Below are 14,409 nucleotides of genomic sequence, written 5' to 3'. Positions count from 1 at the left end.
CCGGTTCGACGACGTTAACGCAGCCGTCGGCCGCCGCCAAGGTCCATGGTCAACCTTAAAGCGAGACATTGAAGCGCGGCCTCGAAGCGAGACCTTGGAGCGGAACCTCACAGCGAGACCTCAAGGCGACGGCCCCGCCCGGAAACCGGACGGGGCCGCAAGTCCGCGACGTGTCAGGCCAGTCGAACCGGCAGCTCCAGCAGGCTGTTCACCACCAGCGTCGGGCTCGGCCGCAGCTCGGCGTCCGGCACCGCCAGCGACAGCGCGGGGAACCGCTCGAACAGCGCCGGCAGCGCGATGCCCGCCTCCAGCCGGGCCAGCGGCGCCCCGGGGCAGACGTGCGGGCCGTGCCCGAAGGACAGGTGGCGGGTCGGCTCCCGGGTGATGTCGAACAGCTCCGCCGTCACCCCGTGCTGCAGCGGGTCCCGGCCGATCGCGTTGTACGAGACCAGCACCGGCTCACCGGCCGGGATCACCACCCCGTCGACCTCGATGTCCGCGGCCGCGAAGCGGAACAGGAAGTTGCTGGTCGGCGGGGTCCAGCGGAGCGACTCCTCGACCACCGCGTCCCAGGGAACCTTCCCGGCCCGCACCAGCTCCAGCTGGTCCGGGTGGGTCAGCAGCGCCCGCACCGCGTTGCCGATCAGGTTCACCGTCGTCTCGTGGCCGGCCGCGATGATCACCCGCAGGGTGGCCGCCGCCTCCGCGTCGGTGAGCGCCCCGCCCTCGGTGTCGGCGGCCAGCAGCGCGCTCGCCAGGTCCTCGCCGGGCGCCGAACGGCGCTGCGCCACCAGGTCGTCGACGAAGGCGTTCAGCCCGGCGATGGTCGCCTGGATGCCCGCCGGGTCGGGCTTGATGCCGAAGAACCGCTCGTACAGGTCGCGCAGCACCCCGTGGTCCGACTCCGGCACGCCCAGCAGCGAGCAGATCACCGTCATGGGCAGCGGGAAGGCGAAGGCGGTCTTCAGGTCGACCACCGGCTCCCCGGCCGCCAGGCCGTCCAGCAGCGCCCGGGTGACGGCCTCGACCCGCGGGCGCATCAGCTCGACCCGCCGCGGGGTGAAGGCCTGGGCGACCAGCGCCCGCAGCCGGCGGTGCTCGGCACCGTCCGTCGTCACCATGCTCGGACCGGGCACCGCCAGGCCGATCAGCGGCCAGGTCTTCGGCACCTCGCCGCGCTGGTAGGCCGCCCAGTGCCCGGCGTCCTTCACCAGCCGGGCGTCGGTGAGCAGATCACGGGCGGCCGCGTGCCGGGTCACCGCCCAGGCGGCGACCCCGCCCGGCAGCACCACCGGCACCACCGGGCCGGCGGCCCGCAGCAGGGCGCCCTCGGCCGCGTTGTCACGGGCCAGCGGGTCGAGGGCGATCGGGGCCGGGGCTGCGCTCATCGGCGGCAACTCTCTTTCGGGTACCGGAACTTCGAACGACTGTGCACGTCCTGTTGATCTTGGCTGGCCCGGCCGGGTTTCCGCAAGGCGCCCGCGCTACGCCAGGTGGCCCGGACTGAACGAGACCGGCAGCGCGACCAGCCCGCGCACCCAGGCGGAGGGCCGCCACACCAGCGCGTGCTCGGCCACCGCCAGCCGCAGGTCCGGCAACCGGTCCAACAGCACCTCGATCGCCGTGGTGGCGATCACCTCGGCCGCCTCCTGGGCCGGGAACGGGCAGCCGTGCTCGCCGTACGAGTAGCTCATGTGCGCCCGGTTCCCCTCCGCCGGGCGGCCGTCCGGCTGGCGCACCGACGGGTCGGCGTTGGCCCCGGCGAAACCGAGCAGCAGCATGTCCCCCTCGGCGATCCGCTGACCGCCCAGCTGGGTGTCCCGCACGGCCCAGCGGCCGGCGAAGATCTGCGTCGGAGTGTCCTCCCAGAGCGCCTCGTTGAGCGCCTGGCTGATGCTGCGCCGGCCGCCCGCCAGCGAGGCGGCGAACCGCTCGTCGGTGAGCATCAGCCGCAACGCGTTGGAGATCCAGTACGAGCACGGCTGGTGGCCGGCGATCAGCAGCACCCGCAGGTCGCGCATCACCTCGTCGTGGCTCAGCCCCGCCGGGTGCTCCAGCATCCGCGAGGCCACGTCCGCGCCCGGGTGCTCGGCCTTCTGCTCCACCAGCGCGAGCATCAGCTCCAGCAGCCGCTGGGCGCCGGCCGGTGCGTCCGCGCCGCCGTCCAGCATGGCCAGCAGCGCCGCGATCAGCTGCGGCGCCTGCTCCTCGTCCAGGCCCAGCACCCGGCACAGCACCAGCAGCGGCATCCGGTGCGCGTACTCGGCGACCAGGTCGGCCTCGCCGCGCCCGGCGAACTCGTCGATCAGCCGGTCGGCGATCTCCTCGGAGTGCTTGCGCAGCTCGTACGGGTCGATCGCGGCCAGCGCGTCCGTGACGGCGCTGGAGCGGCGCACGTGCTCCTCGCCCTCGGCGTACAGGATCGACGGCACCGGCGCCATCATCGGCTTCAGCGGCCAGTCCTCGGGCAGCGTCGCCCAGGCGTGCCAGCGGCTGGAGTCGCGGCCGAACAGCTGCGGCTGGCCGGTGACCTGCTGCAGCTCGCGGTAGCCGATCACCAGCCAGGCGGGCACCCCGCCGGCCAGCTCGACCGGGGCGACCGGTCCGTGCGCCGCGCGCAGCTCGCGGTAGAGCTGCGCCGGGTCGGTCTGGAAGCGCGGCCCGTACAGCGGCGTGGCGCCGGCGTGCGCCGGGCAGCCCGGGGGCGGGGTGGCGGCGGGCTGGGTCACGGGGTGCTCTCCTCGTAGATCGCGTCGGCCGCTCCTGCCAGGGCGGCCAGGTGGTGGACCAGTTCGATCAGCACCCGCTTGCCGGACTCCCGGTCGCGGGCGTCGCAGTCCACCAACGGCACCTCGGGCGACAGGTCCAGGGCCTCCCGGACCTGCTCCAGGGTGTGGGTGGGCTCGCCGAAGTTGTTGCGGGCGACGATGAACGGGGTGCCGTGGTGCTCCAGCCGGTCGATCGCGTACCAGGAGTCCTCCAGCCGCCGGGTGTCCACCAGGACGACCGCGCCCAGGGCTCCGTTGAACAGGCGGTCCCAGAGGAACCAGAAGCGCTCCTGGCCGGGCGCGCCGAACAGGTACAGCACCTGGCGCTCGGACAGGGTGATCCGCCCGAAGTCGAAGGCGACCGTGGTGGAGCGCTTGCCCCAGCTGCCGGCCGGGTCGATGCCCTCCCCCGCCCGGGTCATCACCTCCTCGGTGTTCAGCGGACGGATCTCGCTGACCGAGCTGACCATGGTGGTCTTGCCGACTCCGAAGCCGCCGACCACGACGATCTTCAGCGCGTTGTCGGCGGTAGCCCGCAGCGGGGTGCGCACCGCGGGCCGGGCGTCCTGGAGGTCAGAGCCGTTGGAGGCCATGCAGCACCTGCTTCAGCGTGTCGAGGTCGGGCAGCCGGGCCTTGTTCGCCGCGAACCGGGGGTGCCGGGCGGTGACCGCCCCGGACTCCAGCAGGTCGCCGAGAAGGATCTTCACCACCGAGATGGGCAGCGCCAGCTCCGCCGCCACCTCCACGACGGCGGTCGGGGCCTCGCACATCCGCAGGATCCGGGCGTGCTCCGACTGCATGCCGGACGCCGGCTCCCGCTCGGCGACGATCAGGGTGACCAGGTCGAAGGCGTTCTCCGGGGCGCGGCTGCGGCCCCCGGTGATGGTGTAGAGGCGGTCCGGGTCGTCGTCCCGGCCCGGCAGCACCGGCCCGCCGTTCATATCCCGGCGCTCTCTTGTGTGGCGGCGTCCCCAGGGGCGGTGTCCCCTGCGGCGGTGCCCTTCACCGCCGCGGACTCCACGGCGGCCGCGCTCCGGGCGGGAGCGCTGAGGTGGACGCCGATCTGCTCGATCAGGCCGTGCATGTTGTGGCCGACCACGCCCACGTCCGCGTCCTCGTCCGTGACCACCGCGAGGTGGGCGCCCTCACCGGCCGCCACGATGCACAGGACGCCGCCGTGGAACTCGGTCATCGACTGCCGCACCCCGCCGCTGCCGTCGCCGAACTCGATCGATGCACCGTGCGCGAGGCTCTGCAGACCGGAGGCGATCGCGGCCAGCTGGTCCGCCTGGTCGGCGCTCAGTCCGTCGGTGTGGCACAGCTTGAGGCCGTCGGCGGAGAGGACCAGGGCGTGCCGGGTGCCGGGGGTTGCCGCCAGCAGGTTGTCCAACAGCCAGTCGAGGTCGCGGTCGGTGGCGCTGCTCATCAGGAGTCCTTCGTCGTGACGGGGGGAGCGTCGGGCGTGGTGTCGGTGTCCGCGGTCGGCGCCGCGGGTACCGGCCGGCCGGCCGGTACGGGCGCGCCGGCCGGTACGGGCACCGTCGGCTGGGCGGCTCGGCGGAAGGCGCCGAACCGGGCGGCGGCTTTCGCGGCGTCGGTCCGTCCGGGCCGCGTGACCGGGGCCGCCGCCGGGGCGGTGGTGGCCAGGGTCTGCCCGCGGCGGCGCTGGGGCAGGCCGCTGTCGGTCGTCCGGGCGGGCACGGCCGGGTTCTGGGTGGGGACGGCGGGCGCCGGGACCACCGAGGCGGTCGGCACAGCCACCGGGGCGGCGCTCGGCGCGGTGGGTGCGGGGGGCAGTGAGGCGGGCGCCGGGCGGGCGGGGGTGAGCGCCGGACGCGCGGTCTCCACGGCCGGTGCGGGACGCCTGGGCTCGACGGCCGTCGCGGGGGCCTGGAGAGAGGCCGGAGCCGGGTGGGTGACCAGCTGCTGCGGGATCAGCATCACCACGCCCGTGCCGCCGCGCGCCGACGGCCGGAAGGAGATCTGCAGGCCGTACTTGCGCGCCAGCACGCCGACCACCGCGAGGCCCAGCCGGGTGCCGGCGGAGAGCGTGGCGAGGTCCAGCGGCTCGGCGGAGACGGCCCGTTCGGCCCGGCGCAGCCAACTGTCGCTCAGGCCCAGGCCGCTGTCCTCCACGGTGACCGCCAGACCGGCCGGCACCTCCTCGACGTAGACGTGCACCTCGGCGGGCGGGGCGGAGAAGTTGGTGGCGTTGTCCAGCAGTTCGGCCAACGCGTGCATCACGCCCTCGGCCGCGTACCCGGCGACCGCGGCGCTGCTCGCGTTGTGCAGCCGCACCCGCTGGTAGGCGCCGATCCGGCCGAGCGCTCCGCGCAGCACCGACTCCACCGCGATCGGCTTGGCCCAGCGGCGGCCCGAGCGGGCACCGGTGAGCACGGCGATACTGTCCGCCATCCGGCCCGCCTGGGCGGTCGAGTGGTCCAGCCGCAGCAGGTCGCCGAGGACCTCCTCGTCGTGCCGGTGCTGCATCTCCCGCAGCTCGGCGTGCATGCTCGTGGCCAGGGCCTGCACCCGCCCGGCGGCGGTCGCGCAGACGGCCAGCGCGGCCGCCCGCAGCCGCTCGCCCCGGCCGATCTCCTCGCCGACGGCGCGCAGCAGCGCGTATTGGGGGTGCTTGCGGTGCGCGGCCAGCGCACTGTCCACGGACGCGCCCCCACGCAGCTTCTTCACCACCTCGGGGAGCACGCCCTCGGGAATCCGGTCCAGTTCGGCCCGCTCGGCGGCGGCCCGCTCCCGTGCCGCCTCGACCTCGGCCCGCGCGTCCTCCAGCTCGGACCGCAGCCGATCCAGCTCGGTGTGCGCGGCGGTGACGTCCGCCTCGGCGCGGGCCTGCTCGGCGCGGGCGGCGTCCCGTTCGGCCTGCGCCGCGGCGGCGCGCTCCTTGGCGGCCGCCTCGGACTGCCGGGCGGTTCCGGCGATGACCAGGGCCGTCATCGCCTCCTGGTGCTGCGCCTCCACGTCCTCGGCCAGCCGGCGGGAGCGCTCGGCCCCGGCTGCCGCCAGGCCGACGGCGATCAGCCAGAGCACCGTGACGGCACCCACCGCCAAGGCGGTCAGCGGCTGGTGCGCGCCCAGGGCCCGGCTGATGCCGACGGGGCCGGCGACCAGGGCCAGCAGGACGGCGGCCGCGGTGAGGGCGACGGTGCGCGGCGCCGGGCGGCGACGCGGCTGACCCTCGGGGCTGGTGGCATCTCTCATCGGGCGGTCCTCGGCAACGTCGGCGGGCGGCGGCGCGGGCGGCGGATCGGCGACGGTGGCGGCCGCCGACAGCGGGTCGAGCGCATATGAGACCGCCCGGCGACGTCGTGACACATCTCCGGGCGGCTGATCCGTTCACGCTTTCGGCCGATCATATCGATTCAGACTTTGCCCTCAAGCCGCTAGTTGACGGACAATCTCCTGCGTTCACCGCTCGTACACCGATCGACGGCATCTCGAACGCCCCGTCACCGGATCCACCGGGTCCGAACTCAGCCCGGCCTCGCCACAGCGCTCGGCGGACCCGGCGCTCGGCCGAACCCGCGCTCTGCGGAACCCGCGCTCAGCCGAACTGCCGCTCCGCCGAACCCGTGCTCAGCCGAACCGGCGCTCCAGCGCCTCCTCGAAGGTCCCCCGCCCCACCGCCCGGTCCGGCGTCGTGAGTCCGCCGGCTCGCAGGGCCCGGCCCACCGGCCCCGGGAGCGGGACCGGCAGCAGCGGCCGCCGACGGCCTGCGGCCCGCAGGTACGCCTCGGCCAGCTCCCGGTAGGAGCGCACCCGGGGCCCGCCCACCTCCGGGGCGAATCCGGCCGGTTCCCGCCCCACCAGGCCCGCGACCCGCGCCGCCACCTCCCGGACGTCCACCGGCTGGATCCGGGCGCCGGGCACCACCGGGAACAGCGGCAGCTTCGCGCTCACCGCGAACGCCCTGAACAGCAGGTCGTGGAACTGCGTGGCCCGCAGCACCGTCCACCCCAGCCCCGACTCCCGCACCACCCGCTCACAGGCGAGCTTCGCCCGGTAGTAGGCGAGCGGCACCCGGTCGATCCCCACGATCGACACGTACACCAGATGCCGGACTCCCGCCCGGCGGGCCTGCTCCGCCAACCGCTCGACCCCGGTGACGTCCCTCTTCCCCTGGGTGGTCGCGCAGTCCAGCACGGTCTCCACCCCGGCGACCGCTTCGGCGATCCCCTCCCCGCTCACCAGGTCCCCGACCACCCACTCGACCCCGTCGCCCCCGGCCCGTGTCCGCCGGCTCAGCCCCCGCACCGCGACGCCGCGCGCCACCAGCAGTCGCACCACCTCCCGGCCCAGGGTTCCCGTCGCCCCGGTCACCAGCACCGTTCCCATCACCACACCGTTCCTCTCGGTAGGAGCCGTCACCCCTTCCGACCGGACAGCGGCCCCGTCCGTGACATGTGCGTCCCCGGTAACGCGAAAGAGCGGGGCGAGGACCGTGAAGTCCTCGCCCCGCTCTCAGTGGCTCACCCCGTCACCTCGTCACCCCGTCCGAGCCGGGGTGACGGCCCCGTGGTCAGCTGCAGCCGCTGGTGGAGCCGCAGCCCTCGCAGAGGTAGCAGCTGCCGGCGCGGCGCATCTTGGTGCCGCAGGAGAAGCAGAGCGGCGCGTCGGCGTTGAGGCCGAGCTGGATCTCCATCAGCTCCGTGGAGTTGTGGGCCTGCTTCGGGGCCGGCTTGGGCGCCTCGGCGGCGGGGGCCGGCTTGGCGACCACCGGGGCCGACTGGGCCAGCGACTCGGTGTCGATCTCCTCGGCCTCCAGCGGCTCGTAGGAGCCCGTCTCCAGGTGGCGCTGGCGCTCCTCGACGGAGTGGATGCCGAGCGCCGAGCGGGTCTCGAACGGCAGGAAGTCCAGCGCCAGGCGGCGGAAGATGTAGTCGACGATCGACTGGGCCATCCGCACGTCCGGGTCGTCGGTCAGACCGGCCGGCTCGAAGCGCATGTTGGTGAACTTGGAGACGTACGTCTCCAGCGGCACGCCGTACTGCAGGCCGACCGAGACGGCGATGGAGAAGGCGTCCATCATGCCCGCGAGGGTCGAGCCCTGCTTGGACATCTTCAGGAAGACCTCGCCGAGGCCGTCGTCCGGGTAGGAGTTGGCCGTCATGTAGCCCTCGGCGCCACCGACCGTGAAGGAGGTGGTGATGCCCGGGCGGCCCTTGGGGAGGCGCTTGCGGACGGGGCGGTACTCGACGACCTTCTCGACCGCGGCGGGGGCCTCGACCGCCGCCGCCTTCTCGTCCTTCTTCTTGGCCGAGAGCGGCTGGCCGACCTTCGAGTTCTCGCGGTAGATGGCGAGCGCCTTGACGCCCATCTTCCACGCCTCGAAGTAGATCTCCTCGACGTCCTCGACGGTCGCGCCGGCCGGCATGTTGACCGTCTTGGAGATGGCGCCGGAGATCCACGGCTGGATCGCCGCCATCATCCGCACGTGGCCCATCGGGGAGATGGAGCGCTCGCCCATCGCGCAGTCGAACACCTCGTAGTGCTCGGTCTTCAGGCCGGGCGCGTCCACCACGTTGCCGTGCTCGGCGATGTGGGCGACGATCGCCTCGATCTGCTCGTCCTGGTAGCCGAGGCGCTTGAGGGCGCGCGGGACGGTGCCGTTGACGATCTGCATCGAGCCGCCGCCGACCAGCTTCTTGAACTTGACCAGGGCGAGGTCGGGCTCGACGCCGGTGGTGTCGCAGTCCATCATCAGGCCGATGGTGCCGGTCGGGGCGAGCACCGAGGCCTGGGCGTTGCGGAAGCCGTTCTGGGCGCCGATGCGCAGCACGTCCTGCCAGGACTTGTTGGCCGCGAGCCAGACCGGGGCGTCCAGCTCGTCCGAGGGGACGGCGTCCAGCGAGGCGTCGGCGTGCTGCTTCATGACCCGCTGGTGCGCGACCGCGTTGCGGGCGTAGCCCTCGTAAGGGCCCACCACACCGGCGAGTTCGGCGCCGCGGCGGTAGGCGGTGCCGGTCATCAGCGAGGTGATGGCACCGGCCAGGGCGCGGCCGCCCTCGCTGTCGTAGGCGTGGCCGGTGGCCATCAGCAGGGCGCCGAGGTTGGCGTAGCCGATGCCGAGCTGGCGGAAGGCGCGGGTGGTCTCGCCGATCTTCTCGGTCGGGAAGTCGGCGAAGCAGATGGAGATGTCCATCGCGGTGATGACCAGCTCGACGACCTTGGCGAAGGTCGTCACGTCGAAGGAGTCGTCCTCGCGCAGGAACTTCATCAGGTTCAGCGAGGCGAGGTTGCAGCTGGAGTTGTCCAGGTGCATGTACTCCGAGCACGGGTTGGACGCGTTGATGCGGCCGGACTCCGGGCAGGTGTGCCAGTGGTTGATGGTGCTGTCGTACTGGATTCCGGGGTCGGCGCAGGCCCAGGCAGCCTCGGCCATCTTGCGGAACAGCTTCCTGGCATCGACGGTCTCGATGACCTCGCCGGTGAGACGCGCGCGCAGGCCGAATTCGGTGCCGTTCTCGACGGCGGTCATGAACTCGTCGTTGACGCGGACCGAGTTGTTGGCGTTCTGGTACTGGACGGACGTGATGTCGTCGCCGCCGAGGTCCATGTCGAAGCCCGCGTCGCGCAGGGCGCGGATCTTCTCCTCCTCCTTCACCTTGGTCTCGATGAAGGCCTCGACGTCCGGGTGGTCGACGTCCAGCACGACCATCTTGGCCGCGCGGCGGGTGGCGCCGCCGGACTTGATGGTGCCGGCGGAGGCGTCGGCGCCGCGCATGAAGGAGACCGGGCCGGAGGCGTTGCCGCCGGAGGAGAGCAGTTCCTTGGAGGAGCGGATGCGAGAGAGGTTGAGGCCGGCGCCGGAGCCGCCCTTGAAGATCATGCCCTCTTCCTTGTACCAGTCGAGGATCGACTCCATGGAGTCGTCGACGGACAGGATGAAGCAGGCGCTGACCTGCTGGGGCTGCTTGGTGCCGACGTTGAACCAGACCGGCGAGTTGAAGCTGAACACCTGGTGGAGGAGGGTGTGGGTCAGCTCGTGCTCGAAGATCTCGGCGTCGTCCGTGGTGGCGAAGTAGCCGTGCTTCTCGCCGGCCGCGCGGTAGGTGAGCACCACGCGGTCGATGATCTGCTTGAGGCTCCACTCGCGCTGCGGGGTGCCGAGGGCACCGCGGAAGTACTTGGACGTGACGATGTTGACGGCGTTCACCGACCAGAAGTCGGGGAACTCGACACCGCGCTGCTCGAAGTTGATCGAGCCGTCGCGCCAGTTGGTCATGACGACGTCGCGCCGCTCCCAGCGGACCTCGTCGTAGGGGTGCACGCCAGGAGTCGTGTAGATGCGCTCCATCCGGAGACCGCCCTTCGGGGCCTTGGCACCCTTGGCCGCAGCCTTCTCGGACTTCGACCCGCGCGCGGAACCGCTCGTGGTGTCTGTCACTTCTCGCTCCTCCTCCTGGGCAAACGCCCGAAGTGCCCCGAAAAATCCGGGCACCGCTGGTTCGCTCTTCCGGTGTGCGGGCAGCCGGAGACCTCGCCTGCTTGCGCACGGTTTGTGGTGTTCCGTGCCCCGGTCTCGGGCACGCGTGGGCCCCGGGGGGCCGTGTGGTGGTACGGGCGGGAGGCCCCGGCGGGGCCCCGGCGCCGCCTAGGGCGCGGTGGCGGGTACGGGCACGGGGGTGCCGTCCGCCTCGGGGACGGGCCGCTCGGCGCGGAGTTCCGCGATGGCGGCCTCGAAGTCTTCGAGTCCGTCGTACGCCTGGTAGACGCTGGCGAAGCGCAGGTAGGCGACCACGTCGAGTTCCTTGAGCGGGCCGAGTATGGCCAGCCCGACGTCGTGGGTGGTCAGCTCGGCGTTGCCGCTGGCGCGCACGCACTCCTCGACCCGCTGACCGAGCTGGGCGAGGGCATCCTCGGTGACCGGGCGGCCCTGGCAGGCCTTGCGGACGCCGGTGATGACCTTCTGCCGGGAGAACGGCTCGGTGACGCCGCTGCGCTTGACGACCATGAGCGCGGCCGTCTCCACGGTGGTGAAACGGCGGCCGCAGTCCGGGCACTGTCGACGACGGCGGATGCAGCTGCCGTCCTCGGTGGTCCGGCTGTCGACAACGCGGCTGTCGGAATGCCGGCAGAAGGGGCAGTGCACCGGGGGATCCCTCCCTGGCAGGACGTGCGGACCGGGTGAGTCTATGCGATGCGCCCCCGGCCTCGGCAAGCTGATCATGAGACGCGACCACTACTACTGGGCACGCGGAGGACTCTAGCCACTACATCTAGGTCTCGGGGGGATGCGGCACGCCAGGCGTGTCGGCGCCGATTAGACTTCCGAGGTCGACATCCGGTCGAACATTTACTCGATGTACAGCAAAGCCTTGATCGAGTCAGCCAACTCCCGAATAATTCACTCGAACGTGTGTTTGGCGCAACCTTTCGATAGGAGGTGCGTTGGGCTGGAAAAGGGGAGAGGACAGCCGTCGAGAGGGGCCGCCGTGAACACCGTCGAAACCAACACCATCCCGGTGCAGGAACACTCCCAGTTCAAGGTGGGGCAGCGCACCGTGAATCAGCAGAGCGTGGACATCAGCATGGACCGTAGCGAAGACCACCGCCTTTCCGGCCCCGCGCTCTCCACCGCGAGCCGCGTTCCCGACCAGCCGATCGAACACACCCCCGCAATGGACGACACCCATCCCTCCCCCGCCCGCGCGATGCCCGGACGCCCCCCCGGCATCCGCACCGACGAGGCCGGCCTCACCGAGCGCCAGCGCCGGGTGATCGAGGTCATCCGCGACTCCGTCCAGCGCCGGGGCTACCCGCCGTCGATGCGGGAGATCGGCCAGGCCGTCGGCCTGTCCAGCACCTCCTCGGTCGCCCACCAGCTGATGGCCCTGGAGCGCAAGGGCTTCCTCCGCCGGGATCCGCACCGCCCCCGGGCCTACGAGGTCCGCGGCGTCGAGGTCGCCCGTCCCAACACCGCCGAGACGGCCGGCCGTCCCTCCACCTCCTACGTGCCGCTGGTCGGCCGGATCGCCGCCGGCGGACCGATCCTGGCCGAGCAGACGGTCGAGGACGTCTTCCCGCTGCCCCGCCAACTGGTCGGCGAGGGCGAGCTGTTCGCGCTCACCGTGCGCGGCGACTCGATGATCGAGGCGGCCATCTGCGACGGCGACTGGGTCACCGTCCGCCGCCAGCCGGTCGCCGAGAACGGCGACATCGTGGCGGCGATGATCGACGGCGAGGCCACCGTCAAGCGGCTCAAGCGTGAGGACGGCCGGATCTGGCTGATGCCGCACAACCCGGCGTATGAGCCGATCAACGGCGACAACGCGACCATCCTGGGCAAGGTCGTCGCGGTCCTGCGCCGCCTCTGACAGCACGGCGCACCGCCTCCGCCGGCAACGGCGGCGGCCTGGCCAGGCCAGGCCGCAGGGCACCCACGGCAGCCCCAGAACACCCATCGCAGGCCTGCGGCAGCCTCCGGCACCACGGGCAGCATCCACCGGGAAGGGGCTCCACCGCGTCAGCGGGGAGCCCCGCCGTCGTTGCCCGGGCGCGAGGACCTCAGCCCCGCTTCACCACCGGCCGCACCGGCGCCGCCGACGCGTCGATCGCCGCCAGCGAGCGGCGGACCTGGTTGCGGTCCGTGGTGTACCAGAACTCCGGCATCGAGGACCGGAAGAAGCTCCCGTACCGCTTGGTCTCCACCCGGGGGTCGAGCACCGCCACCACGCCCCGGTCGTCGGCCGCGCGCACCAGCCGGCCCGCGCCCTGCGCCATCAGCAGCGCCGCGTGCGTCGCCGCGACCGCCATGAAGCCGTTCCCGCCGTGCTGTTCGACGTCCTTCTGCCGGGCGCTCATCAGCGGGTCGTCCGGCCGGGGGAAGGGGATCCGGTCCATCACGACCAACTGGCAGGCCGAGCCCGGCACGTCCACGCCCTGCCAGAGCGAGAGCGTGCCGAACAGGCAGGTCGTCGCGTCCGAGGCGAACTCGCGGATCAGCTCGCCCAGCGTCTCCTCCCCCTGGAGCAGGATCCGGTGGTCCAGCCGCTCCCGCATCGCCTCCGCGGCCGTCTGGGCGCCGCGCATCGAGGAGAACAGCCCCAGCGTCCGGCCCCCGGCCGCGCCGATCAGCTCGGCCAACTCGTCCAGCATGTCCGGCCGTTCCGGGTCGCGCCCGGGGTCGGCGAGGTGCTTGGCGACGTACAGGATGCCCTGCTTCGGGTACTTGAACGGCGAGCCGACGTCGATGCCCCGCCAGTACGGGACGACATCCTCCCCGAACCCCGGCTCGGGGTTGTCGCCGGGCGTGCGCTCGTCCGGCAGCCGGGCCTCCTTGGGCAGGCCGACCGAGCCGGCCACGCCGTTGAAGTCCCCGCCGAGCTTGAGCGTGGCCGAGGTGAGCACGACCGAGCGCTCCTTGTACAGCCCCTCGCGCAGCAGCCCGGAGACGCTCAGCGGCGCGACCCGCAGCGAGGCGGTGCCCAGCCCGAAGCGGTCGCTCCGCTCGATCCAGACCACGTCGTACTCGGAGTCCCGCAGCAGCCGGTCGGCGGTCTCGTGCAGCGTCTCGGCCGAGGCCATCGCCTGCTTGCGGACCGCGTCCTCGTCGCTGAGCCCCTTGTCCCTGGTCTCGCCGAGCGAGGTGATCACCTGCCGGGCGGCGTCCCGGATCGCGGTGACCGCGTACGCCAGGTACTCGGGCAGTTCCTCGACCCGGCCGGGCTGCGCGGTCTCCATCAGGCCGTGGTAGTTCTCGGCGGCGGCCTGCAGCGCGTCCACGGCCTTCTCGTTGGCCAGCCGGGCCGCCCGCTTCACGGCCCGGTTGACCGCGCCGACGGTGAGCTCGGCGGTGGCCGCACCGGTGACCCGGTTGACCAGCTCGTGCGCCTCGTCCACGATCAGCAGCCCGTGCTCGGGCAGCACCGGCGCGCCCTCGATCGCGTCGATCGCGAGCATCGCGTGGTTGGTGACCACGACGTCCGCCAGCTTGGCCCGCTCCCGCGCCTTCTCCGCGAAGCACTCCTGTCCGTACGGGCAGCGCGAGGCGCCCAGACACTCCTTGGAGGTGACGGCCAGCTGCGCCCAGGCCTTGTCCGAGACGCCCGGGCTGAGGTCGTCGCGGTCCCCGGTGTCGGTCTCCCCCGCCCAGTCGCGCAGTCGCAGCACGTCCTGGCCGAGCTTCCCGGTGGGGCCGCCGAGCGCGTCCACCGGGTCGAACAGGCCCTCCCCCTCGTCGCTCGGGGTGCCCTCGTTGGCCCGGTGCAGGCACAGGTAGTTGGAGCGGCCCTTGAGCATCGCGAACAGCGGGCGGCGGCGCAGCACCGGGTGCAGCGCCTCGACCGTGCGCGGCAAGTCCCGCTCCACCAGCTGGCGTTGCAGCGCCAGGGTGGCGGTGGCGACCACCACGCGGTCCCCGTGGGCGAGCGCCGGCACCAGGTAGGCGAGGGACTTCCCGGTGCCGGTGCCGGCCTGGACGAGCAGGTGCTCGCCGTTGTCGACGGCGTCGGCGACGGCCTCGGCCATCCGCACCTGGCCGGGGCGCTCCACGCCGCCGACGGCCGCCACCGCGGCGTGCAGAAGTTCGGGGATCCGCGAACGCGGGACGGCGACGGCTTCCTCGGCCTCGTCGTCGAGGTCCGTCGCGGGCTGGGATTCGGAGTCGTTCGTCATGACCCC

The 14,409-nt window shown here is 72.7% G+C and carries 11 protein-coding genes; 1 reads left to right on the top strand and 10 read right to left on the bottom strand.

What is annotated here, in order from left to right:
• Nucleotides 1–173: 173 nt before the first annotated feature.
• The 9 genes from ACZ4WV_RS20635 to nrdR all read right to left on the bottom strand — a co-directional run bounded on the left by ACZ4WV_RS20635 (nt 174) and on the right by nrdR (nt 10,879).
• Nucleotides 174–1,388: a cytochrome P450 family protein gene (locus ACZ4WV_RS20635; protein WP_465748692.1), complete on the bottom strand. Its 1,215-nt coding sequence runs from the start codon at nt 1,386–1,388 to the stop codon at nt 174–176.
• Nucleotides 1,389–1,484: 96 nt separating this feature from the next.
• Nucleotides 1,485–2,729 (bottom strand): cytochrome P450, encoded by a 1,245-nt coding sequence (locus ACZ4WV_RS20630; protein WP_465748690.1) that lies wholly within the window; start codon nt 2,727–2,729, stop codon nt 1,485–1,487.
• The gene (locus ACZ4WV_RS20625) at nt 2,726–3,361 is read right to left on the bottom strand and encodes a GTP-binding protein (protein WP_465748688.1); all 636 of its coding nucleotides are present in this window, start codon (nt 3,359–3,361) and stop codon (nt 2,726–2,728) included. Before ACZ4WV_RS20625 ends, ACZ4WV_RS20630 begins: the two co-directional genes overlap by 4 nt.
• Nucleotides 3,342–3,710, bottom strand: a complete 369-nt coding sequence (locus tag ACZ4WV_RS20620; protein WP_465748686.1) for a DUF742 domain-containing protein — start codon at nt 3,708–3,710, stop codon at nt 3,342–3,344. The genes ACZ4WV_RS20625 and ACZ4WV_RS20620 overlap by 20 nt, the downstream gene beginning before the upstream one ends.
• A complete protein-coding gene (locus ACZ4WV_RS20615; RefSeq protein WP_465748684.1) occupies nt 3,707–4,195 on the bottom strand; it encodes a roadblock/LC7 domain-containing protein in 489 nt (162 codons plus the stop codon). Before ACZ4WV_RS20615 ends, ACZ4WV_RS20620 begins: the two co-directional genes overlap by 4 nt.
• Nucleotides 4,195–5,988 (bottom strand): sensor histidine kinase, encoded by a 1,794-nt coding sequence (locus tag ACZ4WV_RS20610; RefSeq protein ID WP_465748682.1) that lies wholly within the window; start codon nt 5,986–5,988, stop codon nt 4,195–4,197. The genes ACZ4WV_RS20615 and ACZ4WV_RS20610 overlap by 1 nt, the downstream gene beginning before the upstream one ends.
• A gap of 375 nt (nt 5,989–6,363) precedes the next feature.
• Nucleotides 6,364–7,122 (bottom strand): SDR family oxidoreductase, encoded by a 759-nt coding sequence (locus ACZ4WV_RS20605; RefSeq protein ID WP_465748680.1) that lies wholly within the window; start codon nt 7,120–7,122, stop codon nt 6,364–6,366.
• Between the two features lie 184 nt (nt 7,123–7,306).
• Complete coding sequence (locus tag ACZ4WV_RS20600; protein WP_465748678.1) at nt 7,307–10,174, bottom strand: vitamin B12-dependent ribonucleotide reductase; 2,868 nt, start codon at nt 10,172–10,174, stop codon at nt 7,307–7,309.
• A gap of 207 nt (nt 10,175–10,381) precedes the next feature.
• Entirely contained in the window at nt 10,382–10,879 is a 498-nt protein-coding gene (nrdR, locus tag ACZ4WV_RS20595) for a transcriptional regulator NrdR (RefSeq protein ID WP_465748676.1), read from the bottom strand.
• 529 nt (nt 10,880–11,408) lie between these two features.
• On the opposite strand from nrdR, the gene lexA reads away from it, so the two are divergent.
• Complete coding sequence (gene lexA / locus ACZ4WV_RS20590; RefSeq protein WP_188299320.1) at nt 11,409–12,104, top strand: transcriptional repressor LexA; 696 nt, start codon at nt 11,409–11,411, stop codon at nt 12,102–12,104.
• Nucleotides 12,105–12,294: 190 nt separating this feature from the next.
• On the opposite strand, the gene ACZ4WV_RS20585 is transcribed toward lexA, so the two are convergent.
• Nucleotides 12,295–14,403 (bottom strand): ATP-dependent DNA helicase, encoded by a 2,109-nt coding sequence (locus tag ACZ4WV_RS20585; protein WP_465748673.1) that lies wholly within the window; start codon nt 14,401–14,403, stop codon nt 12,295–12,297.
• Between the last annotated feature and the right edge of the window lie 6 nt (nt 14,404–14,409).

The sequence above is a fragment of the Kitasatospora sp. NPDC029312 genome (assembly GCF_055569215.1).
The sequence above is the reverse complement of the archived record's forward strand: the minus strand, read 5'-3'. Positions and strand labels throughout refer to the sequence as shown.